This is a genomic window from Rahnella sp. AA (assembly GCF_002834385.1).
Taxonomy (GTDB): domain Bacteria; phylum Pseudomonadota; class Gammaproteobacteria; order Enterobacterales; family Enterobacteriaceae; genus Rahnella.
Genome location: NZ_PITQ01000008.1, coordinates 167,548 through 192,256 on the forward strand (window position 1 = coordinate 167,548; position 24,709 = coordinate 192,256).

21 protein-coding genes and 1 other annotated feature are annotated in these 24,709 nt (G+C 52.7%); of the genes, 12 read left to right on the top strand and 9 right to left on the bottom strand.

The genetic code is table 11. The annotated features are described in order from the left end of the window. Nucleotides 1-345 carry a flagellar transcriptional regulator FlhD gene (gene flhD, locus CWS43_RS19135; RefSeq protein ID WP_101078669.1) on the bottom strand — a complete coding sequence of 115 codons (345 nt, stop codon included), beginning with the start codon at nucleotides 343-345 and terminating at the stop codon, nucleotides 1-3. A 1,260-nt stretch (nucleotides 346-1,605) separates the two neighbouring features. Further along, nucleotides 1,606-2,430: an SDR family oxidoreductase gene (locus tag CWS43_RS19140; RefSeq protein WP_101078670.1), complete on the bottom strand. Its 825-nt coding sequence runs from the start codon at nucleotides 2,428-2,430 to the stop codon at nucleotides 1,606-1,608. Nucleotides 2,431-2,753: 323 nt separating this feature from the next. Beyond that, nucleotides 2,754-2,874: a sequence feature (His leader region), on the top strand. Between the two features lie 72 nt (nucleotides 2,875-2,946). On the opposite strand from CWS43_RS19140, the gene hisG reads away from it, so the two are divergent. Genes hisG through hisIE form a run of 8 tightly spaced genes read left to right on the top strand, consistent with a single transcriptional unit; the run spans nucleotide 2,947 to nucleotide 10,102 of the window. Further along, on the top strand, nucleotides 2,947-3,846 hold the full coding sequence (gene hisG, locus CWS43_RS19145) for an ATP phosphoribosyltransferase (protein ID WP_101078671.1): 900 nt from the start codon (nucleotides 2,947-2,949) through the stop codon (nucleotides 3,844-3,846). A gap of 4 nt (nucleotides 3,847-3,850) precedes the next feature. Then, nucleotides 3,851-5,164, top strand: coding sequence for a histidinol dehydrogenase (gene hisD / locus CWS43_RS19150; RefSeq protein ID WP_101078672.1), 1,314 nt, complete (start codon nucleotides 3,851-3,853; stop codon nucleotides 5,162-5,164). Continuing rightward, nucleotides 5,164-6,297: a histidinol-phosphate transaminase gene (gene hisC, locus CWS43_RS19155; RefSeq protein ID WP_101078673.1), complete on the top strand. Its 1,134-nt coding sequence runs from the start codon at nucleotides 5,164-5,166 to the stop codon at nucleotides 6,295-6,297. The genes hisD and hisC overlap by 1 nt, the downstream gene beginning before the upstream one ends. Beyond that, nucleotides 6,294-7,376, top strand: coding sequence for a bifunctional histidinol-phosphatase/imidazoleglycerol-phosphate dehydratase HisB (gene hisB, locus CWS43_RS19160; RefSeq protein ID WP_101078674.1), 1,083 nt, complete (start codon nucleotides 6,294-6,296; stop codon nucleotides 7,374-7,376). Before hisC ends, hisB begins: the two co-directional genes overlap by 4 nt. Beyond that, a complete protein-coding gene (hisH, locus tag CWS43_RS19165) occupies nucleotides 7,376-7,966 on the top strand; it encodes an imidazole glycerol phosphate synthase subunit HisH (protein WP_101078675.1) in 591 nt (196 codons plus the stop codon). Before hisB ends, hisH begins: the two co-directional genes overlap by 1 nt. A gap of 5 nt (nucleotides 7,967-7,971) precedes the next feature. Continuing rightward, complete coding sequence (gene hisA, locus CWS43_RS19170) at nucleotides 7,972-8,709, top strand: 1-(5-phosphoribosyl)-5-[(5-phosphoribosylamino)methylideneamino]imidazole-4-carboxamide isomerase (protein WP_101078676.1); 738 nt, start codon at nucleotides 7,972-7,974, stop codon at nucleotides 8,707-8,709. Continuing rightward, nucleotides 8,691-9,464, top strand: coding sequence for an imidazole glycerol phosphate synthase subunit HisF (hisF, locus tag CWS43_RS19175; protein ID WP_101078677.1), 774 nt, complete (start codon nucleotides 8,691-8,693; stop codon nucleotides 9,462-9,464). Before hisA ends, hisF begins: the two co-directional genes overlap by 19 nt. 23 nt (nucleotides 9,465-9,487) lie before the next feature. Beyond that, nucleotides 9,488-10,102: a bifunctional phosphoribosyl-AMP cyclohydrolase/phosphoribosyl-ATP diphosphatase HisIE gene (gene hisIE, locus CWS43_RS19180; protein ID WP_101078786.1), complete on the top strand. Its 615-nt coding sequence runs from the start codon at nucleotides 9,488-9,490 to the stop codon at nucleotides 10,100-10,102. Between the two features lie 100 nt (nucleotides 10,103-10,202). On the opposite strand, the gene gndA is transcribed toward hisIE, so the two are convergent. Both gndA and galU read right to left on the bottom strand, forming a co-directional pair. Then, a complete protein-coding gene (gndA, locus tag CWS43_RS19185) occupies nucleotides 10,203-11,612 on the bottom strand; it encodes an NADP-dependent phosphogluconate dehydrogenase (RefSeq protein ID WP_101078678.1) in 1,410 nt (469 codons plus the stop codon). A 316-nt stretch (nucleotides 11,613-11,928) separates the two neighbouring features. Further along, a complete protein-coding gene (galU, locus tag CWS43_RS19190; RefSeq protein WP_101078679.1) occupies nucleotides 11,929-12,822 on the bottom strand; it encodes a UTP--glucose-1-phosphate uridylyltransferase GalU in 894 nt (297 codons plus the stop codon). Nucleotides 12,823-13,286: 464 nt separating this feature from the next. Between galU and CWS43_RS19195 the strand changes: the two genes are divergently transcribed. Then, the gene (locus tag CWS43_RS19195; protein WP_101078787.1) at nucleotides 13,287-14,876 is read left to right on the top strand and encodes a TerC family protein; all 1,590 of its coding nucleotides are present in this window, start codon (nucleotides 13,287-13,289) and stop codon (nucleotides 14,874-14,876) included. 76 nt (nucleotides 14,877-14,952) lie between these two features. On the opposite strand, the gene asmA is transcribed toward CWS43_RS19195, so the two are convergent. From asmA to apbC, 4 genes are all read right to left on the bottom strand, one after another. After that, nucleotides 14,953-16,806 carry an outer membrane assembly protein AsmA gene (asmA, locus tag CWS43_RS19200; RefSeq protein ID WP_101078680.1) on the bottom strand — a complete coding sequence of 618 codons (1,854 nt, stop codon included), beginning with the start codon at nucleotides 16,804-16,806 and terminating at the stop codon, nucleotides 14,953-14,955. 45 nt (nucleotides 16,807-16,851) lie between these two features. Further along, nucleotides 16,852-17,433: a dCTP deaminase gene (gene dcd, locus CWS43_RS19205; RefSeq protein ID WP_101078681.1), complete on the bottom strand. Its 582-nt coding sequence runs from the start codon at nucleotides 17,431-17,433 to the stop codon at nucleotides 16,852-16,854. 38 nt (nucleotides 17,434-17,471) lie between these two features. Beyond that, a complete protein-coding gene (gene udk / locus CWS43_RS19210) occupies nucleotides 17,472-18,113 on the bottom strand; it encodes a uridine kinase (RefSeq protein WP_101078682.1) in 642 nt (213 codons plus the stop codon). Nucleotides 18,114-18,257: 144 nt separating this feature from the next. Next, nucleotides 18,258-19,370, bottom strand: a complete 1,113-nt coding sequence (gene apbC / locus CWS43_RS19215; RefSeq protein WP_101078683.1) for an iron-sulfur cluster carrier protein ApbC — start codon at nucleotides 19,368-19,370, stop codon at nucleotides 18,258-18,260. Nucleotides 19,371-19,480: 110 nt separating this feature from the next. On the opposite strand from apbC, the gene metG reads away from it, so the two are divergent. Together metG and CWS43_RS19225 are read left to right on the top strand one after the other, a co-directional pair. Then, on the top strand, nucleotides 19,481-21,553 hold the full coding sequence (gene metG, locus CWS43_RS19220; RefSeq protein ID WP_255414163.1) for a methionine--tRNA ligase: 2,073 nt from the start codon (nucleotides 19,481-19,483) through the stop codon (nucleotides 21,551-21,553). 64 nt (nucleotides 21,554-21,617) lie between these two features. Continuing rightward, nucleotides 21,618-22,772: an iron-containing alcohol dehydrogenase gene (locus CWS43_RS19225; protein WP_101078685.1), complete on the top strand. Its 1,155-nt coding sequence runs from the start codon at nucleotides 21,618-21,620 to the stop codon at nucleotides 22,770-22,772. Nucleotides 22,773-22,837: 65 nt separating this feature from the next. On the opposite strand, the gene CWS43_RS19230 is transcribed toward CWS43_RS19225, so the two are convergent. Then, entirely contained in the window at nucleotides 22,838-23,101 is a 264-nt protein-coding gene (locus CWS43_RS19230; RefSeq protein ID WP_101078686.1) for a DUF1127 domain-containing protein, read from the bottom strand. A gap of 168 nt (nucleotides 23,102-23,269) precedes the next feature. On the opposite strand from CWS43_RS19230, the gene CWS43_RS19235 reads away from it, so the two are divergent. After that, nucleotides 23,270-24,688, top strand: a complete 1,419-nt coding sequence (locus CWS43_RS19235; protein WP_101078687.1) for a PLP-dependent aminotransferase family protein — start codon at nucleotides 23,270-23,272, stop codon at nucleotides 24,686-24,688. Nucleotides 24,689-24,709: the final 21 nt, after the last annotated feature.

Below are 24,709 nucleotides of genomic sequence, written 5' to 3' on the forward strand. Positions count from 1 at the left end.
CTACGCCCTTTTCTTCATCGCGCCGCTATCTTTCGCAGCCAGGCCTTTCAGCAGGTGACTGGACAACAAGATGCCGGTATGGATTTGCTGTAAATCATCCACACGCGATTCCTGCGTCAAGCGTTCAATTGTCTTACTGTCATCAAAGCGGAACTGGCACAAAAGCTGGTTCGTTTCAGCTAATTTCACCATCTGAGGCAGTGTCAGCTGTCCCAGGGTGTCTGCCATTACGTCATCAATCCCCAGCCGGAACATCGCTGAGGCTTTCTCGTCGTTAATCAAACGCTGTGCTAACAGTAAATATGACAGGTTGATATCATATATGTGCTTAAGCAATTCGGACATTCTGTTCTACCCCATTACCGATGCCACTTTTTTAAGGTGGCTGATTGATAGACATATTCCATGCAGCAAGAGTTTTACCCGGCGTGGCAGGAGTATTTTTTACTATCAAAACAATTGGATCATTGGCTGATTAATAAATCTCACGATGACAATTAGATTTATCCCGCGGTATTTACTTCACCGCCAATACAAAGTTGTTCCTGATGTAAACTAAATTAATTGTGACAATTGCACTGCTAAGTAATCGTAAAACACTTCAGTTTTGGTGTACTGGCAGAGTCCGTTGCTGTGATGGCGTCTCGTTCAGTGAAACGCTTTTACATACATTATTAGGAATAATCTTACTACGACGCAACTCTAACCCCGTTTCCTTTATACATACAATCTTACCGTTGCCGAATTTTGAATAAAGTGTGACGTACATCACACTTTTAAAATTTATTTTGTCTCCGAAAGTGCAATTTATCGTAAAAATTTGCGCACTTTTCAGTCAAAAGTAAAAAAGCGTCTAAAAAGCTGTCTTCAAACTGTCTTTTTTCGCCTTTTTTAGATCATTTTGTACAAAGTCCACTTAAACCCAAATGGTTAGCATACACAGAAATTAATCATAGCTCAGGCAGTGTTTTATGCTGCAAATTTCATATAGCATGATCATTGTGCTAATTGTGCGCAACCCAGTCACCATGCGGCCTATCGGGGAGTAGTCCTAAAAAATTGCGGCTAAAATAAGTGCAGATTGTTTTGAAATCGTGAGCAACCACGCTATTTCAAAAGTAAAAAGACAATGATTGTAAGAATTTGTGATCATGCAGGGAGGCGCATCCAACCAGACGGTCAGATTGTTAAGAAGAAATGATGAAACGGCGTAGTTTTGCCGTACTACCCTATCGGCAACTCTTCAGGAAAACTTTAATGATTGGGCTTAAAAAAGTGGTTTATACCACCCAATGACGAATTAAAAGCTTATAACTAGGACTTTTATTACCAATACAGCACTCAACGCCACTTTGGCGGGTAAAAAAACGCATAAAGCACATCTTTAACTGTCGCTATTAAGGGTATTAGGGAATATCCCTGCGGAAGGAAGAGCCATTAATCGGGCTAATTGTTGAATTATTTATTACAGGCTATTTTCAAAGGCGGGGGACTTTCACTCAAAGACAGAACTTAACGTGCTGAACATTAATCCAGCGAATTTTCAAAACCTGCCGAAATTTCCGGCAGGTCATCACGTTATATTATTTGAAAGCCCTTTACGGATTAAAAAGGCATAGTGTGCGGGTCGGGGTATTGGTATTCAAACCCCAGCTCTTTGCAGATTAACCCGCCATCGACAACTTTCCCCTTTGTGGCTGAAGCCTCTTCAGCAAAAGTCGGCGGCTCAAGCCCTAACTGTTTTGCCACGACCGGGTAATATGCCGCTCTGGACGGATGCACCGGGGCGCAGAGGTTATAGGTATGTCCGCCTTTTGGCAGGCTCAGCAACAGAGTAATGGCGGCAATCACATCATCCTGATGCACCAGATTCACGCCCTGCTGACCGCCTTTGACCTGAGCTTTACCGGCCATAAACCGGCCTGGGTGGCGATCGCCGCCCACCAGCCCGGCCAGACGCAGAACGTCGACGGAGGTATTCGGTAATCCGTGGAACCAGTTCTCCAGCTCTTTAAGCACTTTGCCGCTGGCCGTCACCGGCTCAAGCGCAGAGTTTTCGCGCACCAGGCCCTCACCTTCGCCATAGACAGACGTCGAGCTGGTGAAAATAATCCGTTTCACGTTATGCGCCAGTGCGCTGTCGGTGAGCAATTGTACCGCCTGAAAATAGAGTTCACTGCCCTCAACGGTTCTGCGCGCCGGTAACGTGATAATCAGCGCATCTGCGTTAAGCAACCGCTCCAGATCCTCAGCCTCACATACCAGCTCAGGCGTAAACACCAGTGGAAAACATTCGATACCGACCATTCTGGCGGCGTCCACACCATCCGGTGTCGTTTTACTGCCGACCACATCGTAACCTCTGGAAGCCAGCGCCCTTGCTAACGGCATTCCCAGCCACCCCAGCCCGATAATCGAAACCTTCTTCATACTCTGCTCCATTTGTTCAGATTTGGCATCACGTCGCCAATTGCTGATATCTTTCTTTATACTAGCAAACTACGCCTTTTCCCCGTTCAGCCTGCGTAAGGTTTTATCTGCGTCTGTTAACAGATCATTCATTTTTGCGATGAAACCCCTTCAGCAGATAAGAAAAACTCATCATCATAAAAAAAGGTTGCGCACTGGCAGCCCGATAGTTTAGTTTTATTGCCAATGAATTTGATACGTGTTGCGGATGATTCAAACCTGAATCACGCGGCATATGAATAGATAAATTGAGACACTGACATGACAAACGTTCTGATTAACCACCATCATCACCATCACCCTGACTAGTCTTTCAGGCGATTGGTGCTGGGAGACGTTTAGATCTTCCAGTGGCGCAGAACGCAGAGATAGCCCCCGGAAGATTTCTTCCGGGGGCTTTTTTTTGGCCTGACGGATTGAAGTTAAATATTTTATAACCATGAATTTACTATAAATAATTGAGAAATTGAGGTCATCATGCTGGATAAAACACGTTTACGGATAGCAATGCAGAAGTCAGGTCGCCTGAGCGATGAATCACGCGAACTGCTGGCGCGCTGCGGGATCAAAATCAACCTGCAGGAACAGCGCCTGATCGCTTTCGCAGAAAACATGCCGATCGACATCTTGCGTGTCCGTGATGACGATATTCCGGGGCTGGTGATGGATGGCGTAGTTGACCTGGGCATCATCGGTGAGAACGTGCTGGAAGAAGAGTTGCTGAGCCGCCGCGCTCAGGGGGAAGATCCGCGTTACTTCACGCTGCGTCGTCTGGATTTCGGTGGCTGCCGTCTGTCACTGGCGACGCCGCTGGATACGGAATACACCGGCCCGCAAAGCCTGCAAAATGCCCGTATCGCCACCTCATATCCACACCTGCTCAAGCAATACCTCGATAAAAAAGGCGTCGATTTCAAATCCTGTCTGCTGAACGGCTCTGTCGAAGTCGCACCTCGTGCGGGCCTTTCTGACGCCATCTGCGATCTGGTGTCCACTGGCGCAACGCTTGAGGCCAACGGTCTGCGTGAAGTCGAAGTGATTTACCGTTCCAAAGCCTGCCTTATCCAGCGCGACGGCGAGATGCCGCAGGCGAAACAACTGCTGATCGACAAAATGATGACCCGAATCCAGGGTGTGATTCAGGCCCGCGAATCCAAATACATTATGTTGCACGCGCCAAGCGAGCGTCTCGACGAAATCGTTGCCCTGCTGCCGGGCGCTGAACGTCCGACCATTTTGCCGCTGGCAGGCGATCAGCAACGTGTTGCGATGCACATGGTCAGCAGTGAAACCCTGTTCTGGGAAACCATGGAGAAACTGAAAGCGCTGGGCGCCAGCTCCATTCTGGTTCTGCCAATCGAAAAAATGATGGAGTAATGCCATGAAGCCTGACGCGTTTACTACCCCGATTGACTGGCAACAATGCGACGAGCAGCAACGTCGCGATCTGCTGACCCGCCCTGCGATTTCGGCGTCAGATCGTATTACCGAATCTGTCAGCGAAATTTTGCGTCGTGTCCGCAGTGAAGGTGACAGCGCGCTGCGCGAGTTTTGCGCCCGCTTTGATAAAACAGAAGTGCAGGATCTTCGCGTAACGGCGGAACAAATCGCGGCAGCCGCGGCGCGTTTAGGCGATGACGTAAAACAGGCAATGGCGCACGCGGTGCGTAACATCGACACTTTCCATCAGGCGCAGAAACTGGCCGTAGTGGATATCGAAACGCAGCCGGGTGTCCGTTGTCAGCAACTGACCCGTCCGATTCAGTCCGTCGGCCTGTACATTCCGGGCGGTTCCGCGCCGCTGGTATCAACCGTATTAATGTTAGCGACACCGGCACGTATCGCCGGTTGCCAGAAAGTGGTGCTCTGCTCGCCGCCGCCGATTGCCGATGAAATTTTGTATGCTGCGCAACTGTGTGGCGTTGAAGAGGTTTATCAGCTTGGCGGTGCGCAGGCGATTGCCGCCCTGGCGTTCGGCACCGAAACCGTCCCGCGTGTGGCGAAAATTTTCGGGCCGGGCAATGCGTATGTCACCGAAGCAAAACGTCAGGTCAGCCAGCGTCTGGACGGGGCGGCCATCGATATGCCTGCCGGGCCTTCCGAAGTACTGGTGGTTGCCGACAGCGGCGCAACGCCAGATTTCGTGGCATCTGATCTGCTGTCACAGGCGGAACACGGACCGGATTCGCAGGTTATTTTGCTGACGCCGGATGTGCAAATGGCGCAGGCCGTCGGTGAAGCTGTTGAACGCCAGTTACAGACACTATCACGCAGCGAAATTGCCCGTCAGGCACTGGCCAGCAGCCGCCTGATTGTCGCCAAAGATCTTGCCCAGTGCATTGAAATCAGCAACGCCTACGGCCCGGAACACCTGATACTGCAAACCCGCGAGCCGGAATTGCTGGTTGATCGAATTACCAGCGCCGGTTCGGTGTTTCTCGGTGACTGGTCACCGGAATCCGCAGGCGATTACGCCTCCGGAACCAACCATGTATTGCCCACTTACGGCTATACCGCCACCTGTTCGAGCCTCGGTCTGGCCGATTTCCAGAAACGAATGACCGTTCAGCAGCTAACGCCGGAAGGTTTGCTGGGTTTAGCCAGTACCATTGAAACACTGGCGCAGGCTGAACAACTGACCGCACACAAAAATGCAGTGACCCTGCGGGTGAATGCATTAAAGGAGCCACGTTGATGAGTAATGAAAAGAATCTCAGCGTTCAGGCGCTGGCACGTCAAAATGTTCAGGATCTGACGCCGTATCAGTCCGCCCGCCGTCTGGGGGGGAATGGTGATGTCTGGCTGAACGCCAACGAATATGCCCTTGCGCCACACTTTGAGCTGACGCAGCAGACATTCAACCGCTATCCGGAATGCCAGCCCGCACTGGTCATCAACCGCTACGCGGCCTACGCCGGTGTGGATCCTGAACAAGTCCTGGTCAGTCGCGGGGCTGATGAGGGAATCGAGCTTTTGATCCGTGCTTTCTGCGAGCCGGGTAAAGACGCCATCCTTTACTGCCCGCCGACTTATGGCATGTACAGCGTCAGTGCAGAAACCATCGGCGTTGAGGGTCGTACCGTTCCGGCCAGAGATGACTGGTCGCTGGATATTCCGGCCATTGAGGCCGCACTCGACGGCGTAAAACTGGTCTATGTGTGCAGCCCGAATAATCCGACCGGTAATATTATCGATCCACAAGAAATCCGCGCCGTGCTGGAAATGACACGTGGTCGCGCGATTGTGGCCGTCGATGAGGCGTATATCGAATTCTGCCCTCAGGCTACCGTTTCCGGCTGGCTGAAAGAGTATCCGCATCTTGCTATTTTGCGCACACTGTCTAAGGCCTTTGCGCTGGCGGGCCTGCGCTGTGGTTTCACTTTAGCGAACAGCGAACTGATTGGTTTGTTGATGAAAGTGATCGCGCCTTATCCTTTATCTACACCGGTGGCGGACATCGCCGCACAGGCACTGAGCCCGGAAGGGCTGGCGGTAATGCGTCAGCGCGTGGCGGAAGTGACAGAAAACCGCAACTGGCTGATGGAAGAGCTGGCCAGTTGCGCGTGTGTTGAAGAAGCATTCGCCAGCGACACCAACTATGTTCTGGCCCGCTTTAGTGCCTCAAGCTCCGTATTCAAAAGCCTCTGGGATCAGGGCATTATCCTGCGCGATCAGAATAAACAACCGGGGCTTTCCGGCTGCTTACGTATTACTATCGGCACACGCCAGGAATTGCAGCGCGTGATTGACGCCCTGCGACCGTTACCGGGTACCAGCGCGATGTCTGTTAATGAAAAACAAAATACCCCCCGCAAGGAGCACATGTGAGCCTGAGTCCTGCATCCCCAAAAGTACTGTTTATCGACCGTGACGGCACCCTGATTTCCGAGCCACCGGAGGATTTTCAGGTTGATCGTCTGGACAAACTGGCGCTGGAGCCGGGTGTCATCCCTGCCCTGCTCGCGCTGCAAACTGCGGGTTTCAAACTGGTGATGATCACCAATCAGGACGGTCTGGGCACCGCCAGCTTCCCGCAGGAAACGTTTGATCCACCGCATAACCTGATGATGCAGATCCTGTCGTCTCAGGGCATCGTTTTCGATGAAGTGCTGATCTGCCCGCACCTGCCGGCTGACCACTGCGATTGCCGTAAGCCAAAAACCAAACTGGTGCAGGCTTATCTGGAAAGCGGCGTGCTGGACACGGCCAACAGCTATGTGATTGGCGACCGTGAGACCGATATTCAGCTGGCGGCCAATATGGGCATCGCCGGTCTGCGTTACCAGCGCGATACCCTCAACTGGGCGGCCATTGCCGAACAGCTGACCCGCCGCGACCGTCATGCCGCCGTGAATCGCGTCACCCGTGAAACTGCCATTGATGTCGATGTCTGGCTTGATCGCGAAGGCGGCAGCAAAATCCGCACCGGTGTGGGTTTCTTCGACCACATGCTGGATCAGATTTGTACCCACGGTGGTTTTCGCATGAACATCGAGGTAAAAGGCGATCTTTATATTGATGATCACCATACCGTGGAAGACACGGCGCTGGCGCTGGGCGAAGCCCTGAATAAAGCACTGGGTGATAAGCGTGGCATTGGCCGTTTCGGTTTCGTACTGCCGATGGATGAATGCCTTGCACGCTGTGCGCTGGATATTTCCGGACGCCCGCACCTGGAGTATAAAGCCGAATTTAACTATCAGCGCGTCGGCGACCTGAGTACCGAGATGGTGGAACACTTCTTCCGTTCGCTGTCTTATGCCATGGGTTGCACCCTGCACCTGCGCACTAAAGGCAAGAACGATCACCATCGCGTCGAAAGTCTGTTCAAAGTCTTTGGCCGTACGTTGCGTCAGGCCATCCGCGTAGAGGGCAACACCCTGCCGAGCTCGAAAGGAGTGCTGTGATGAATGTCGTTATCCTCGATACCGGCTGTGCCAATCTTTCTTCCGTGAAATACGCCGTACAGCGTCTGGGTTTTGAGCCCGCCGTAAGCCGCGATCCGGAGATTGTTTTGCACGCTGATAAATTGTTTTTGCCAGGCGTGGGCACGGCGCAGGCCGCAATGGAACAGCTTGAACAACGTGAACTGATTGAGCTGATTAAAGCCTGTACCCAGCCGGTGCTGGGTATTTGCCTGGGTATGCAGCTTCTCGCCTCTTCCAGCGAAGAAAACGGCGGCATTGATACGCTGGGCATTATCGAAACGCCGGTACAACGCATGCAGGATCTCGGTTTGCCTCTGCCGCATATGGGCTGGAATCAGGTTATCGCAAACGCTGACAGCCGTTTATTTCGCGGCATAGATGAAAATGCTTACTTCTATTTTGTCCACGGGTTCGCGATGCCGGTATGCGAGAACACTATCGCTCAGACGCTTTACGGCGAGCCCTTCAGCGCCGCCGTACAAAAAGACAATTTCTTCGGTGTGCAGTTTCATCCCGAGCGTTCCGGTGCTGCAGGCGCACTGTTGCTGAAAAACTTTCTGGAGATGTAAACAGCATGATTATTCCCGCTTTGGATTTGATCGAAGGCAGCGTGGTGCGTTTGCATCAGGGCGATTACGGCCAGCAGCGCGACTACGGTAATGATCCGCTGCCTCGCTTGCAGGATTACCAGCAGCAAGGCGCGCAAGTTCTGCATCTGGTGGATTTAACCGGTGCGAAAGATCCGGCTGCGCGTCAGATCCCTTTATTGCAGAAATTACTGGCTGGCGTTTCCGTGCCGGTTCAGGTCGGCGGCGGCATCCGCACCGAACAGGACGTTGAAGCTTTGCTGAATGCCGGTGCAACCCGCGTGGTCGTCGGTTCAACAGCAGTAAAAGATCCGCAAACCGTGCAGGGCTGGTTCAGCCGTTTCGGCGCTGATGCGCTGGTTCTGGCGCTCGATGTGCGTATTGACGCGGAAGGCACCAAAAGTGTCGCGATCAGCGGCTGGCAGGAAAATTCCAACGCAACGCTGGAACAGGTAGTCGAACAGTATCTGCCGTTTGGCCTGAAACATGTGCTGTGCACCGATATTTCCCGCGATGGCACACTCGCCGGTTCTAACGTTGAGCTGTACCGGGAAGTGACTGCGCGTTATCCGCAGGTGGCGTTTCAGGCATCTGGCGGTATTGGTTCGCTCGATGATATCGCAGCACTGCGCAACAGCGGCGTTGAAGGCGTGATTGTCGGGCGTGCATTGCTCGACGGTAAATTTAATGTGACGGAGGCAATTTCATGCTGGCAAAACGGATAATCCCCTGCCTCGACGTTAAAGATGGCCAGGTCGTCAAAGGTGTACAGTTCCGCAATCACGAAATCATTGGCGATATCGTTCCTCTGGCGAAACGCTACGCCGAAGAAGGTGCCGACGAACTGGTGTTCTACGATATCACCGCCTCCAGCGATGGCCGCGTAGTCGATAAAAGTTGGGTATCGCGCGTGGCAGAGGTGATCGACATTCCTTTCTGCGTCGCTGGCGGCATCAAAAGCCTGGAAGATGCAGGCCGGATTTTGCAGTTCGGTGCAGATAAAATCTCCATTAACTCACCGGCACTGGCTGACCCGACGCTGATCAGCCGTCTGGCTGATCGTTATGGTGTACAGTGCATCGTGGTGGGTATCGATACCTGGCATGATGCGGCGACCGGGACTTATCAGGCGCATCAATTTACCGGCGACGAAGCACGGACTAAAATCACCACCTGGCAGACCATCGACTGGGTGAAAGAAGTCCAGGAACGTGGCGCCGGTGAAATCGTGCTGAACATGATGAATCAGGACGGCGTACGTAACGGCTACGACCTGGAACAGCTGAAGATGATCCGCGAAGTTTGCCATGTTCCGCTCATCGCTTCCGGCGGCGCAGGCACAATGCCGCACTTCCTCGACGCGTTTCGCGAGGCTGGCGTGGATGGCGCACTGGCCGCTTCGGTGTTCCACAAACAAATTATCAATATTGGCGAGCTGAAAAGCTATCTCGCTGAAAATGGCGTGGAGATCCGCTTGTGAGTAATCAGGAAGTTAAAACCGGTCTGCTGACCGGAGAACAAATCAGCCAGCTCGACTGGGAAAAAGTCGATAATCTGATGCCAGCCATCATCCAGCACGCCGTCTCTGGCGAAGTGCTGATGCTCGGTTATATGAATCAGGAGGCGCTGAGCGTAACGCAGTCCTCCGGTAAAGTGACGTTCTATTCCCGCACTAAAGAACGTTTATGGACCAAAGGCGAGACCTCTGAAAACTACCTCAATGTCGTGAGCATTACGCCTGACTGCGACAACGATACGTTGCTGGTGCTGGTCAATCCGGTCGGCCCGACCTGCCACAAAGGCAATAACAGCTGCTTCCACCCCGCTGAAACCGACTGGGCATTCTTGTACCAGCTGGAAGAACTGCTGGCATCGCGCAAAACTGCCGATCCGGAAAGCTCCTACACGGCAAAACTGTACGCCAGCGGCACCAAGCGTATTGCCCAAAAAGTCGGTGAAGAAGGCGTGGAAACCGCGCTGGCGGCAACCGTTAACGACCGCTTTGAGCTGAAAAACGAAGCGTCGGATCTGGTGTATCACCTGCTGGTGTTATTACAAGATCAGGATTTAAACCTGAGCGCCGTTATCGAGAATCTGCGTCAGCGCCATAAGAAATAACGCTATCGTACGTGCGTAAAAAAGCCGCCTTTGCAGATGCATCGGCGGCTTTTTTTATGACGTCAGCAACGGTGCACTTTTCAGCACACCGTTAAACAGATTAATCCAACCATTCGGTGTGGAATACGCCGTCTTTATCAGTGCGTTTGTAAGTATGTGCACCGAAGTAGTCACGCTGTGCCTGGATCAGGTTAGCCGGCAGAACCGCTGAACGGTAGCTGTCATAGTAGTTGATCGCAGCAGAGAAGGTTGGCGTCGGGATACCGTTCTGAACGGCATAAGACACCACGTCACGCAGCGCTTGCTGATATTCGTCAGCAATGTTTTTGAAGTACGGTGCCAGCAACAGGTTAGCGATGGACGCGTTTTCAGCGTAAGCATCGGTAATTTTCTGCAGGAACTGAGCACGGATAATACAACCAGCACGGAAGATCTTCGCGATTTCGCCGTAGTTCAGGCTCCAGTTGTTCTCGTCAGAAGCCGCTTTAAGCTGTGAGAAGCCCTGCGCGTAAGAAACCAGTTTACCCAGATACAGAGCACGACGAATTTTCTCGATGAACTCAGCTTTGTCGCCAGCGAAAGGCTTAACTGCCGGGCCGGACAACACTTTAGAAGCCGCAACGCGCTGATCTTTCAGAGAAGACAGGTAACGTGCAAACACAGACTCGGTGATCAGAGTCAGCGGTTCGCCCAGATCCAGAGAGCTCTGGCTGGTCCATTTACCGGTGCCTTTGTTCGCGGCTTCATCCAGGATCACGTCGACCAGGTATTTACCTTCTTCGTCTTTCTTGGTGAAGATGTCTTTAGTGATGTCGATCAGGTAGCTGCTCAGTTCACCTTTGTTCCATTCCGCGAAGGTGGTAGCCAGCTCTTCGTTGCTCAGATTCAGGGACTGTTTCAGCAGGGAATACGCTTCAGCAATAAGCTGCATGTCGCCATATTCGATACCGTTGTGAACCATCTTAACGTAGTGACCCGCGCCATCAGCACCGATGTAAGCTACGCAAGCGTCGCCATCTTCAGCACGTGCTGCGATTTTTTCAAGAATTGGCGCAACCAGTGCGTACGCTTCTTTCTGACCGCCAGGCATGATTGACGGGCCTTTCAGGGCACCCTCTTCACCACCGGAAACACCGGTGCCGATGAAGTTAAAGCCCTGCTCAGACAATTCGCGGTTACGGCGAATGGTGTCTTTATAGTAGGTGTTGCCGCCATCGATCAGGATGTCGCCTTTATCCAGATGCGGAGTCAGGGATGCGATGGTTTTGTCAGTTGCTTCACCGGCTTTCACCATCAGCAAGATACGACGTGGTTTTTCCAGCGAGTCAACAAACTCTTCGACGGTGTAGTGCGGAACGAGGTTTTTACCCGGATTTTCAGCGATGACTTCATCAGTCTTGTCGCCTGAACGGTTAAAAATGGAAACGGAATAACCACGGCTTTCGATGTTAAGCGCGAGGTTACGGCCCATTACCGCCATACCGACAACGCCGATCTGTTGTTTGGACATTAGCAACTCCTGTCTGAAATAGTTGATCGCCCAGTTTTTGACCTAAACCCCTGTAAACAGTGAGTTTAACCGCACTGAGCTATACAAATGAACACAAGCATTGTACATGAGAATGGCAAAGGGTGAACCTATTGCAGCTATAACAAATGCCCGGATTCCGAAGGTCTGCTACCGGCCCTCTTCCCCTTCTCAATGCCGGCTTCACTTTACCGGTAACATGCAAGCATTGCGGGTGAAAAAGAGCTTTTAATTACACAAAAAACCGGGTGTCAGATAACACCCGGTTTTTTAGGTTTCGCAGCGCTATTACAATCGCTTAAGCTTTACAGTCGTAGTTAGACTGAAGCCATTCAGAGAAAGCTTCACCTTGTGTTGGGTGACGCAAGCCATACTCAACAAAGGCTTTCATATAACCGAGTTTATCGCCACAGTCATGTGAACGTCCGGTCATTGAGAATGCTTCAACAGTGTTCTTTTTCATCAGCATTGCGATGGCGTCGGTGAGCTGAATTTCATTGCCTGCACCGTACGGAGTCACTGCCAGCAGAGGCCAGATAGCTTCGGACAATACATAACGACCCACAACCGCGAGGTTTGAAGGCGCGTCTTTCAGTTCAGGTTTTTCAACGATAGCGGTCATCGGTGCGCTTTCGCCCGGCTCAACTTCAACGCCGTTGCAGTTTACGATACCGTATTTAGACACGTCTTTCTGAGGAACTTCTTCAACCATAACCTGGCTGTTGCCTGTTTCCTGGAAACGGCGAAGCATCGCAGCAAGGTTATCTTTGCGCAGATCGCTGGTGGATTCATCCATCAGAACATCCGGAAGAATAACAGCAAAAGGCGAGTTGCCGATCAGCGGTTTAGCACACAGAACGGCATGACCCAGGCCTTTTGACTGGCCCTGACGCACGTTCATGATCGTCACACCTTTCGGGCAGATAGACTGCACTTCTTCGAGCAACTGACGTTTAACGCGCGATTCCAGCATGCTTTCCAGTTCGAAAGAGGTATCGAAGTGGTTTTCAATCGCATTTTTTGAAGAATGCGTGACCAGAATAATTTCTTTGATGCCTGCGGCAGCACATTCATTAACAATGTACTGGATTAAAGGCTTATCGACGATAGGCAGCATTTCTTTTGGAATGGCTTTCGTCGCTGGCAACATACGTGTGCCCAGACCGGCAACAGGGATAACAGCTTTTAACATTGTAAAGGATACTCCTTGAAACCTATTGGTGTGTAAATTCAGTCAGTTAGAATCCAAACATGTCACGGCCTTCACTGAGCTGAAATTCTAAAAACAAATTATTTTCCCGGTACGCTATTTCTTCCAGTGAGTATAGTCCCTGTCATTTCGTTTAGGGAGAACATACTGCCGACTTTCAGACTCCGGCACTATTTTGCCTATGCCTTTACGATACCAGTAAGCCGTACTAAACGGTAAGCTAAAGGCTTAATTTTAGGAATGTTGAACCTGTTCGGCGATTTTATAATCATAAGTTGCTGCTTTCCAAATCACCCTCACACCGCCCCGTTCCGCCCTTCCCTGCCAGACCGTTTGGCAGGCAATTAATGACGCCAGGGCCTTGTTTTAAATTTGAAATTTCCGGCACTGACGCCCATTATTCAACCTGCGGCAACCGCCGTGTGACTAAAGGTGAAAAACGCAATATGGAATGGATCGCCGATCCGTCGATTTGGGCCGGGCTGGCAACCCTGGTTGTTCTCGAAATTGTCCTGGGGATAGACAATCTTATTTTTATCGCCATCCTGGCGGAAAAGCTCCCACGCCGTCAGCGCGACAAAGCCCGTGTGACCGGTTTAATGCTGGCATTAGTAATGCGTTTGTTGTTACTCGCATCGATTTCCTGGCTCTCGACCCTCACCCGCCCTCTTATCACGTTGCTCGGACATCCGTTCAGCGCACGCGACATGATTATGCTTACCGGGGGGGTGTTCCTGCTGTTCAAAGCCACGATGGAGCTGAACGAACGGCTGGAGGGTAAAGATGAAGAGCAAAGTCACCAGCAAAGCGGCGCCCGCTTCTGGCCCGTGGTGGCCCAAATCGTCGTGCTCGATGCGGTATTCTCACTCGATTCCGTGATCACAGCAGTTGGGATGGTCGATCACCTGGCCGTGATGATGGCGGCAGTCTGCATTGCCATTGGCCTGATGCTGCTGGCCAGCAAGTCGCTGACCCGCTTTGTGAATGCACACCCGACTATCGTCATATTGTGTCTGAGCTTCCTGCTGATGATTGGGTTCAGTCTGGTCGCCGAAGGCTTTGGCTACGCCATTCCGAAAGGCTATCTTTACGCCGCCATTGGTTTCTCCGTCATTATTGAGGGGCTGAATCAGCTGGCACAATTTAACCGGAAACGCTTTTTATCCTCACGCCGTTCTTTACGTGAACGTACAGCAGAAACCGTTTTGCGCGTGTTACGCGGCAAACATGAAGAAGCGGAGCTAGACGCCCACTCTTCAAATATGATTGCGGACAGCTCGGACGAAGAAGATGCCATTTTCAATCAGCAGGAGCGCCATATGATTGAACGTGTGCTGGGGCTGGGGCAACGCACCGTGAGCAGCGTGATGACATCCCGGCATGACGTCGATAATCTTGAGCTAAACGATCCCATCGAGGTTCTGAAACAGCAGATAGCCGACAATCAGCACACCCGCATTCTGGTGACAGAAGACAGCTCTACCGATGAACCGTTGGGGATTGTTCACGTGGTGGATTTGCTCAAACAACAACTTGTGCAAAATGAACTGGATCTTAAGGCGCTGATCCGCCAGCCGTTGATATTCCCGGAACAACTTTCATTGCTGATGGCGCTTGAGCAGTTCCGGCAGGCAAAAACACACTTTGCTTTTGTTGTGGATGAATTTGGCTCCGTCGAAGGGATTGTGACCCTGACAGATGTGATGGAAACCATCGCCGGTAATCTGCCTGAATCGGATGAAACACCGGATGCACGGCATGATATACAGCAGCAGGAGGACGGGAGCTGGATTGCCAACGGCTATATGCCGCTCGAAGATCTGGTGATGTATATCTCGCTGCCGGTTGATGAGAAGCGGGAATATCACACGCTGGCTGGTTTGCTGATGGAATATACTCAAAGCATTCCGCAGGTCGGCGCACAGATATCAATCAACGATTATCTGTTTGAGCCACTTGAAGTCAGCAGTCACCGTATTTTGAAAGTGAAAATTACCCCCCCAGCCAGAGAGCCTGAAGATGATTACGAAGTCTGATAGCACGGGCTGATGAAAAACAAACGGGGTGCCTTTGCAGTGCACCCCGTTTCAACCGTATTTCGAAAATCAGGAATTATTTATTCAGCAGTTTTTGGACTTCTCCGCCCTCTTTGCTGCTTTTCTGCTTATCCGCCCAGTTCTGGATTGCGCTCCGGGCGCTTTGCTCAAGTGAGCGCCTCAGAATCTGATCCACCTGCAACTGGTAACCCAGCTGAGACCACGGACCATACACCCGCAGCGGAATGTCCGTCGCTTTAAGCGTGTTGATCAGGCCGCTGTCACCTCTCCAGCCGCCGGTCACGCGAACCAGCAAGTTCATGTCAACCAGCTGTCCGGCCAGATCAATGGTGCCATCACCTTTTGCGGAAATCATTGGCGACTGGCCTTCGAGGTTATTCAGTGCCAGCGTCCCGGTTTCCAGGTGGCCTGCGGCTCTCAGCGTATCTATCTGGCTGTAATGCTCATACTGTTCAAGCCCCTGAACATTGCTGGTATTACGGCTGATAGCCTGCTGGATCAGTTGCTGAATATTCATGCCGTTCAGGTGGGCATTATCCATCGAAAGCTGACCATCGCCCTGCCAGCGGCGCGCGAAATCAGCAGCAGACAATCCTTCGCCGCTGACATCCCCTTTCATTGAGAAGCTGCCGGTCAGTGCCTGCGGTAAGCCGTAAGCGGTCAGCAGATCGCCCAGCTCAATTTTGTTCACGTCCGGAGAAAGATGAACCTTAATTTTATTGCCCGTCACATCCATCGTGCCGGGCAGCGAGAAGTTCCCTGTCCCCATGCCAGCGGTGAACGTCGGGAAAGCAACCCGGCCTTGCTGGTTGACGGCGTTCAATACCAGATTGTGGATTTTCATACCGCGATAAGTGAGATCCGCAACATTCAGAGCCAGTCGTGCATTGAACGTCTGTAAAGTATTTAACCCGTTCGGCTGATCGTCGACATCGCGGGCAATGACCGGCGCTGACGTGATTGCCTGAGAAACGGCCGCGGTTTTATCCGCCGTTTTCGGCTGCCAGCCGGAGAGCGCATCAAGATCGAGTTTGTCCGCCGTGAGGTTCAGCTGGTAATCCGCAACGTCCGAGCCCAGCGTCGCAGAAGCGGTGCCCGAGAGCTGGTTATCATTAGCAGACAATGCTAACTGGCTGAGCGTCAGTGAATCATTATCGCGCTGGTAGCTGGCCTGCACTGAGCCGTTACCCTGAATGCCTTTAACCGGAATATCCGCACCGTTAAGCTGATAACTGAACTTGCTGATATGGGCAGAAATAGCCTGCGGATAATGCTGCATATCCAGATCCGCACTCATGCTGAATGCCAGGTCACGCTGATTGCGGTTTATGCGGCTGGAAAGCTGGATAGTCGCCTGGCGATTATCATTTTTTTCCATCTCCAGATTGATATCCCGCACATTAATCTGCTCATCATCGCCGCGCTGCCAGATGAGCAAACTGTCTGCAACACTGATTTTATCAATATCAAACTTCCAGCCTGCTTCAAGCTCAGAAGCCCCAGGAGCAACGGGCGTTGGCGTGGAAGGGGCAACAGGCGCATCAGGCTGATCCTCTTCCGTATCCGGCGTGAGCCGGATGACTGCATTTTTCAGCAGTACCTGCTTCACCGCGAGTTGATGAGAAATGAGAGGCCAGAGTTTGACATCCAGCCGCATGTTTTCAGCGCTGATGACCGGCTCTTTGGCACCCGGCGCCGTCAGTGACGTCTGCCCGGCAATGATGCTGAGCTGCGGCCAGACATGCCAGCGTAAAGAGCCATTAATGGCCAGATGATAGCCACTTTTCACCTCAACCCTTTCCACCATGTACTGGCGGAAATCATTCGGGTTGATCAGAAACACCAGCGAAGTCATGCCGGCAATGATAACCACCAGTAAAATCACCAGTGTTGTCAGTAGTCTTCTCATGCCTTCCCCACGTTTTTATCCGTAAACAATGGATAAAAAACAGAATCAGTCTTTATCAATACGGCTGGCAATCGCGCTCTGCTGGTCGCGGTATTTCGCGTCCTGACGGCTGTTGTACGGGCGCGCCGCAGAACCGGACAACGGCTCAAAACTCAGCGCACCAATCAGCATTCCCGGACGCAGCGCCAGAGGCAACTTACCTGAATTATAGAACTCGAGAACAATACGCCCCTGCCAGCCCGGATCGATGCGATGTGCAGTGACATGCACCATCAGGCCGAGACGCGCCAGCGAGGAGCGCCCGTCAAGCCAGCCCACCAGATCATCCGGGATTGTGACCGATTCAAGCGTTACCGCCAGCGCCAGTTCGCCCGGATGCAGGAAGAAGGCCTCGCCTTCCGGCAAAACAATTTCATCACTCATCACTTTATCAAGTGCTGCGCTGACTTCGTCTTTCGGGCCACTCAGATCGATATAACCGGCATTGTGCCCCAGAAAAACGCGAAACCCGTTCCCCAGACGCACATCCACGGTCGCACCGTTAATTCGTTCAACCGGCGGGCGGGGTGAAATGCCTAATTTGCCGCTGTCCAGCCAGGCCTCTATATCTCGGTCGCAAAGTCTCATCGTCTCTCCGGTGTGATTTTCTACGGATTGTTCCGCAATTAATTGAAGAACTGGCTGATTTTCGCCTTGAGAATATCAATCGCAATCCGGTTTTTGCCGCCGCGCGGCACAATGATGTCTGCGTATTGTTTTGAAGGTTCGATAAATTGCAGGAACATCGGGCGGACAGTTTTCTGATACTGCACCATCACGGAATCCATAGAACGGCCACGCTCATTAACGTCACGCTTCATACGGCGCATCAGGCAGATATCCAAAGGCGTATCGACGAAAATGGAGAAATTCATTTCCTGGCGCAGACGCGCATCCGTCAGCAGAAGTATCCCTTCCAGAATAATGACTTTTTTCGGCTTAAGCGTCACTGTCTCAGGCAGCCGCGTATGCTCAATAAAACTGTAGCTCGGTAATTCAATCGCCTGGCCTGACTTCATTGCCTGCAGGTGCTGGAACAATAAATTGTGATCCATCGCACTGGGATGGTCGTAGTTGGTTTTGACCCGCTCTTCCATGGTCATGTGGCTCTGGTCTTTATAGTAGCAATCTTCCGGGATCACCCCGATATGCTCATCACCTACCTGATCACGAAGTTCACGGTATAAAGTGCTTGCGATGAGGCTTTTTCCCGAAGCAGATGCGCCAGCGATACCCACGATGACACACTGATGGAATTTGTCAGACATAAAATTAAAGACCTGATTGGAAGTTGGAAGGCAAGCACAGCGTGTGCTTTGAACGCGCCAATTATAAGTACAACACACTACCCGATGCCAGCGTTAAGGCGGTGTAATCGCTGACATCGGGCAATAATTCGCAGAGTTGGAGGATTAAACCGCCCTGAAAGCGATTTCTGTCGGAATGGCGTCGCCTTTCCAGTACAGCTGTGACGCCACTTTTGACGCCAGTTCGCGATAAATCGCCGTGAACTCGCTTTCAGGATTAGAGACAACGGTCGGTTCGCCGCGATCCAAATCTTCACGCAGTGAAATATGCAGCGGTAACTGAGCCAGTAATTCGCAACGGTATTTCTCGGCCAGACGCTGTGCGCCGCCGGTGCCGAAAATCGGCTCATGATGCCCGCAGTTGCTGCATACATGCATGCTCATATTTTCGATAATGCCTAGCACAGGTACGTGCACTTTCTCAAACATTACGATGCCTTTCATGGCGTCGAGCAGCGCAATATCCTGCGGCGTAGTCACGACAACGGCACCCGTCACCGGAATATTTTGCGACAGCGTCAGCTGGATATCGCCGGTGCCCGGTGGCAGGTCAATCACCAGATAATCCAGATCCGGCCACAGCGTATCCTGCAACATCTGCATCAGCGCTTTGCTGGCCATCGGGCCGCGCCACACCATCGCATTTTCGTCGGTGACCAGATAACCAATGGAGTTGGTAGCCAGCCCGTGCGCCATAATCGGCGACATATGTACGCCATCCGGCGACGTCGGGCGCTCTTCTTCCGTGCCCAGCATGTTCGGCACTGACGGGCCGTAAATATCCGCGTCCAGAATGCCGACTTTTCCGCCTTCAGCGGCCAGCGCCAGTGCCAGGTTCACCGCCGTGGTAGATTTCCCCACGCCGCCTTTGCCTGAGCTGACGGCCAGAATGTTGCGCACGCCTTTAATACCGGGCTGATCGTTAGCACGTTTCATCGTGGCAATATCGTGACGCAGGTTCCACTCGATGGCCGAAGCGCCGGTCACCCGCAGCAGTTCGCCGCTGGTTTCTTCTTTTAAAACGTCGAAACCGCTGTTCCACGCGAAGGGCAGCGTCAGATCGATATGCAAAACCTCGTCCATCAGCACGCAATGATGCACTGCTTTTATTGCAGCCAAATCTTTTTGCAGGGTTGAATGACGGAAGGTGGCCAGTACGCCGGTCACTAGTGCGCGCAGCCCTGCGGGTGAGGACTGCTGTGGGGATTGAGATGTCATCCCGGCTCCTTGAAACTGGTTATCAGACTATTTATCTGTGTAATAGCATAACAGAACACCCGTAAGGAGATCCCCCCGTTTGTTTACGCGGGGCGGCGCTTTCGGTTAACATCAATACCCCTGATTTCAACTACAGAAAGCAAGCTCTTACTATGGCTCAAGTCGCGAAAAAAATTTTGGTAACCTGTGCACTTCCGTACGCCAACGGATCCATCCACCTCGGTCACATGCTCGAGCACATCCAGGCTGACGTCTGGGTCCGTTTCCAGCGAATGCGTGGCAATGAAGTGCACTTCATCTGTGCGGACGATGCGCACGGCACACCGATCATGCTGAAAGCGCAGCAACTCGGTATCAAGCCGGAAGAGATGATTGCCGAAATGAGCCAGGAGCATCAGAAAGATTTCGCCGGCTTCGGCATCAGCTACGACAACTATCACTCCACGCACAGCGACGAAAACCGTGAGCTGTCGGAGCTGATTTATGGCCGTCTGAAAGAAAACGGTTTCATCAAGAACCGCACCATTTCTCAGTTGTACGATCCGGAGAAAGGCATGTTCCTGCCTGACCGTTTCGTCAAAGGCACCTGCCCGAAATGTAAATCGCCAGACCAGTACGGCGATAACTGCGAAGTGTGTGGCGCAACCTATAGCCCGACCGAACTGATCGAGCCGAAATCAGTGGTCTCCGGCGCGACGCCTGTGCTGCGCGATTCCGAGCACTACTTCTTCGACCTGCCGGAGTTCAGCGCGATGTTACAGGCGTGGACCCGTTCCGGTGCGTTGCAGGAACAGGTCGCGAACAAAATGCAGGAATGGTTTGAATCCGGTCTGCAGCAGTGGGATATCTCCCGCGACGCACCGTATTTCGGCTTTGAAATCCCTGATGCTCCGGGTAAATACTTCTATGTCTGGCTGGATGCGCCAATCGGCTACATGGGTTCATTCAAAAATCTGTGCGACCGCCGCAGCGACCTGAACTTCGACGAGTTCTGGAAAAAAGATTCCACCACCGAGCTGTATCATTTCATCGGTAAAGACATCGTCTATTTCCACAGCCTGTTCTGGCCGGCAATGCTGGAAGGCAGCAACTTCCGCAAGCCAACCAACCTGTTTGTTCACGGTTATGTGACGGTGAACGGCGCGAAGATGTCCAAATCACGCGGCACCTTCATCAAGGCCAGCACCTATCTGAACCATCTGGATGCGGACTGCCTGCGTTATTACTACACCGCGAAACTGTCTTCCCGTATCGACGATATCGACCTGAATCTGGAAGATTTCGTGCAGCGCGTGAACGCAGACATCGTGAACAAAGTGGTCAACCTGGCTTCACGTAATGCCGGTTTCATCGCCAAGCGTTTTGACGGCAAACTGGCGGATAAACTGGCGGACGAAGCGCTGTACAAAACCTTCACCGATGCGGCAGAAAGCATCGCGCAGGCGTACGACAGCCGCGAATCAGGCCGCGCAATCCGTGAAATCATGGCGCTGGCTGACCTGGCTAACCGTTATGTTGACGAACAGGCGCCGTGGGTTGTGGCAAAACAGGAAGGCCGCGACGCTGACCTGCAGGCGATTTGCTCAATGGGCATCAACCTGTTCCGCGTTCTGATGACCTACCTGAAACCGGTTCTGCCTTCACTGTCTGAACGTACCGAAGCGTTCCTGAACACCACGCTTGAGTGGGATGCGATTGCACAACCGCTGCTATCTCATCAGGTTAATCCGTTCAAGGCGCTGTTTAACCGTATCGAACTGGATAAAGTGACTGCCATGGTTGACGCATCAAAAGAAGACATTGCGGCGGCGAAAGCCCCTGCAACCGGCCCGCTGGCGGATGACCCGATTCAGGAAACCATCACGTTTGATGATTTCGCCAAAGTCGACATGCGTATCGCGCTGATCAAAAGCGCTGATTTCGTGGAAGGTTCCGACAAACTGCTGCGTCTGCAACTGGATCTGGGCGGCGAAACCCGTCAGATCTTCTCCGGCATCCGCTCTGCCTATCCGGATCCGAAAGCGCTGGAAGGCCGCCTGACCATCATGGTCGCGAACCTTGCGCCGCGTAAAATGCGCTTTGGCATTTCCGAAGGCATGGTGATGGCCGCAGGCCCTGGCGGAAAAGACATCTTCCTGCTCAGCCCGGATTCCGGCGCACAACCTGGCATGCAGGTGAAATAAGCCACTGCGTTTCTCAGCAAGCCCCTCCCCTCATCCCTGAGGGGAGGTTCAAGGAGTTCCTGCTATGTTTAACTTCGATTACTACAATCCCACCCGCGTTCTGTTTGGTACACAGCGTATTGCCGATATCGGCCAGTACATTCCTGCCAACGCCCGCGTCCTGATTACCTACGGCGGCGGCAGCGCGAAAAAATTCGGTACGATTGATGAAGCGCGCAAAGCTCTCGGTGACCGCGAAATTTTCGAATTTGGCGGTATTGAGGTTAACCCGCATTTCGAAACCCTGATGGTTGCCGTTGAGCTGGTTAAAGAGAAAAAAATCGACTTTCTGCTGGCCGTTGGCGGCGGTTCTGTCGTGGATGCCACCAAATTCATCGCCGCTGCCGTACTGTACGAAGGCGACGTCTGGCATATGTGGTCGAAACGCCTGCCGCTGGAAAAAGCCATGCCGCTGGGCTGCATCATGACGTTACCGGCGACCGGTTCGGAAATGAACCCGACCGCCGTGGTCACCAACGTCGCGCTGGGCGCAAAAATGGGTTTCAGCGACGCCCATCTGTACCCGCAGTTTGCCGTGCTGGATCCGCGAAAAACCTACACGCTGCCGGTCAAACAAGTGTCCAACGGCGTGGTTGACGCCTTTGTGCATGTGATTGAGCAATACCTGACGTATCCGGTATACGGCAAAGTACAGGATCGTTTTGCCGAAGGCCTGCTGCTGACGCTTATCGAAGAAGGCCCGAAAGCGCTGACTGACCCGGAAAATTACGACGTTCGCTCAACCGTCACCTGGTCTGCAACGCTGGCACTGAATGGTCTGATTGGCGTCGGCGTACCGCAGGACTGGGCAACGCACCGCATCGGCCACCAGCTGACCGCACTGTATCATCTGGATCATGCGGAAACGCTGGCCGTTCTGCTGCCTTCGCTGCTTCAGGTACAACGCGGAACCAAACGTCTCAAACTGCTGCAATACGCAGAGCGCGTCTGGGGGCTGACCGAAGGTGATGAAGAAACCCGTATCACCTCGGCCATCGATAAAACCCGCGATTTCTTTGATGATATGGGTGTGAAAACGCGCATCAGCGCGTACGGCGTGCCGGAAAAAGTCATTGAAGAAGTGCTGGAGAATCTGACCCGCTTCAACCTGCTGCCGATGGGCGAACACAAAGATATTGATCTGGTGGCTGCCCGCCGCATTCTCAGCCTGAGCTACTAAAAGGCCCTGCTGAAGAAATCTGAGGGGAAACGCGAAACCGTTTCCCCTTTTTCATACCATCTCATTTATTTCGGCCAGTTCGGCCAGACGCTGCGCGGATACTCTTTATCGATATCCGATTTTGCCAGCCCGATATCTTTCAATTGCTCCGGGCTCAGCGCATGCAGAAGTTTGCGGCTGATGCGGCGCTCATTCCAGTCATGCAAAGCACTGAACACCTGTTTCACCCATCCGCCCTGCTTAACCGGCATCTGTACCGGTGCGGCAATTTCGGCACAACGCACTGACTCACACGCGGCAAACTGCCGTTCTTCAATAGTATTTTTCATTTTCTGCCCCTGTTAACGACCTGTGATCAGGATCTAACATTCGGCAAAAACATTACAGATTCAGTTTTTTTATATTTCAACCATACAGATCTGGATCAGATGACAGATCAGGCGTTAGATTAGACGCATCTGTACTGCTCTTATTGCGCAGGCGTTGAGGAAATGAAAATGAACCGTTACGAAAATCTGGCGAACGTGCTGAGCGATCGCATTGAACAGGGGTTGTATCCGGCGGGGATCCGCCTGCCGTCGGTGCGCGTCTTAAGCAGCGAGCACGGCGTCAGCGTCAGCACCGTTCAGCAGGCGTACCGCGTGCTGGAAGAAAAACAGCTGGTGGAAGCACGACCAAAATCGGGTTACTTCGTCAGGGAAGCTCGCTTGCAGGCGGCACTGCCTGCCGTTTGCCGCCCGACGCAGCGCCCGGTAGAAATTTCACAGTGGGATCAGGTGCTGGAGCTGATCACCTCGCCGCATCTTCCCGGTTTTGTTCAGCTTGGGCGAGGCACACCGGACGTCACGGCCGCCACGCTCAAACCGCTAAGCCGCCTGATGGGGCGCGCCGGACAACATCAGAACCTCAACGCATTCCATTATGACAGCATCTACGGCTCGGAAGATCTGCGTGAACAGATTGCGCGCCTGATGATTGACAGCGGCAGCCATATGGATGCCAGTAATATTTTGATCACCACCGGCTGCCACGAAGCGCTGTCTATCGCCATCCGTTCCGTTTGCGAGCACGGCGATATTTTGGCGGTTGATTCCCCGAGTTTTCACGGCGCGATGCAAACCCTGAAAGGATTTGGTATGAAAGCGCTGGAAATCCCGACTGACCCGGTGACGGGCATCAGCCTGGAAGCGCTGGAAATGGCACTGGAACAGTGGCCCATCAAAGCCATTCAGCTCACGCCAAACTGCAATAATCCGCTCGGCTACAATATGCCGGATGACCGTAAAAAATCGCTTTTGCGCCTGGCGCAGCGTTACGATATCGCCATTATTGAAGACGATGTTTACGGCGAACTGGCGTATCAGTACCCGAGACCGGCCACCATTACGTCGTTCGATGAAGATGGTCGCGTGCTGCTTTGCAGCTCATTTTCCAAAACGCTGGCGCCCGGTTTACGCGTCGGCTGGATTGCGCCGGGCCGGTATCACGACCGGGCACTGCACATGAAATACATCACCACCGGTGCGTCGGCCACGCTGCCGCAAATTGCCATCGCGGATTTCATCAAACAGGGCCATTACCTTCTGCACATGCGCAGAATGCGCAATCAGTACCAGCGCAACCTGTGCACCATGACCGACTGGGTGATGAAATATTTCCCGTGCGGCACGCGGGTCAGCCGGCCCCAGGGTGGCTTTCTGCTGTGGATTGAGCTGGATGAACGCATTGATACACAGCGCCTGAACCGCCTGCTGGAAGAACATCGGGTGCAAATTGCCGTCGGTTCGATATTCTCTGCCTCAGGCAAATATCGCAATTGTCTGCGCATCAACTATGCGCAGCCTCTGGCGGCCAAAACCGAACGCGCCGTCCAGCAGGTCGGGCAGATGGTTTCACATATGCTGGAAAGCTGTTAAACGCATCCCGGAGAACTCATC

Bases quoted from the DNA above. Each gene is read 5' to 3' on its own strand.
- apbC (WP_101078683.1), bottom strand. From the start codon at position 19,370: ATGACATCTCAATCCCCACAGCAGTCCTCACCCGCAGGGCTGCGCGCA.
- hisG (WP_101078671.1), top strand. From the start codon at position 2,947: ATGCTGGATAAAACACGTTTACGGATAGCAATGCAGAAGTCAGGTCGC.
- hisD (WP_101078672.1), top strand. From the start codon at position 3,851: ATGAAGCCTGACGCGTTTACTACCCCGATTGACTGGCAACAATGCGAC.
- udk (WP_101078682.1), bottom strand. From the start codon at position 18,113: ATGTCTGACAAATTCCATCAGTGTGTCATCGTGGGTATCGCTGGCGCA.
- hisF (WP_101078677.1), top strand. From the start codon at position 8,691: ATGCTGGCAAAACGGATAATCCCCTGCCTCGACGTTAAAGATGGCCAG.
- hisC (WP_101078673.1), top strand. From the start codon at position 5,164: ATGAGTAATGAAAAGAATCTCAGCGTTCAGGCGCTGGCACGTCAAAAT.
- CWS43_RS19235 (WP_101078687.1), top strand. From the start codon at position 23,270: ATGAACCGTTACGAAAATCTGGCGAACGTGCTGAGCGATCGCATTGAA.
- hisH (WP_101078675.1), top strand. From the start codon at position 7,376: ATGAATGTCGTTATCCTCGATACCGGCTGTGCCAATCTTTCTTCCGTG.
- CWS43_RS19230 (WP_101078686.1), bottom strand. From the start codon at position 23,101: ATGAAAAATACTATTGAAGAACGGCAGTTTGCCGCGTGTGAGTCAGTG.
- CWS43_RS19140 (WP_101078670.1), bottom strand. From the start codon at position 2,430: ATGAAGAAGGTTTCGATTATCGGGCTGGGGTGGCTGGGAATGCCGTTA.
- gndA (WP_101078678.1), bottom strand. From the start codon at position 11,612: ATGTCCAAACAACAGATCGGCGTTGTCGGTATGGCGGTAATGGGCCGT.
- CWS43_RS19195 (WP_101078787.1), top strand. From the start codon at position 13,287: ATGGAATGGATCGCCGATCCGTCGATTTGGGCCGGGCTGGCAACCCTG.
- hisA (WP_101078676.1), top strand. From the start codon at position 7,972: ATGATTATTCCCGCTTTGGATTTGATCGAAGGCAGCGTGGTGCGTTTG.
- dcd (WP_101078681.1), bottom strand. From the start codon at position 17,433: ATGAGACTTTGCGACCGAGATATAGAGGCCTGGCTGGACAGCGGCAAA.
- asmA (WP_101078680.1), bottom strand. From the start codon at position 16,806: ATGAGAAGACTACTGACAACACTGGTGATTTTACTGGTGGTTATCATT.
- flhD (WP_101078669.1), bottom strand. From the start codon at position 345: ATGTCCGAATTGCTTAAGCACATATATGATATCAACCTGTCATATTTA.
- galU (WP_101078679.1), bottom strand. From the start codon at position 12,822: ATGTTAAAAGCTGTTATCCCTGTTGCCGGTCTGGGCACACGTATGTTG.
- CWS43_RS19225 (WP_101078685.1), top strand. From the start codon at position 21,618: ATGTTTAACTTCGATTACTACAATCCCACCCGCGTTCTGTTTGGTACA.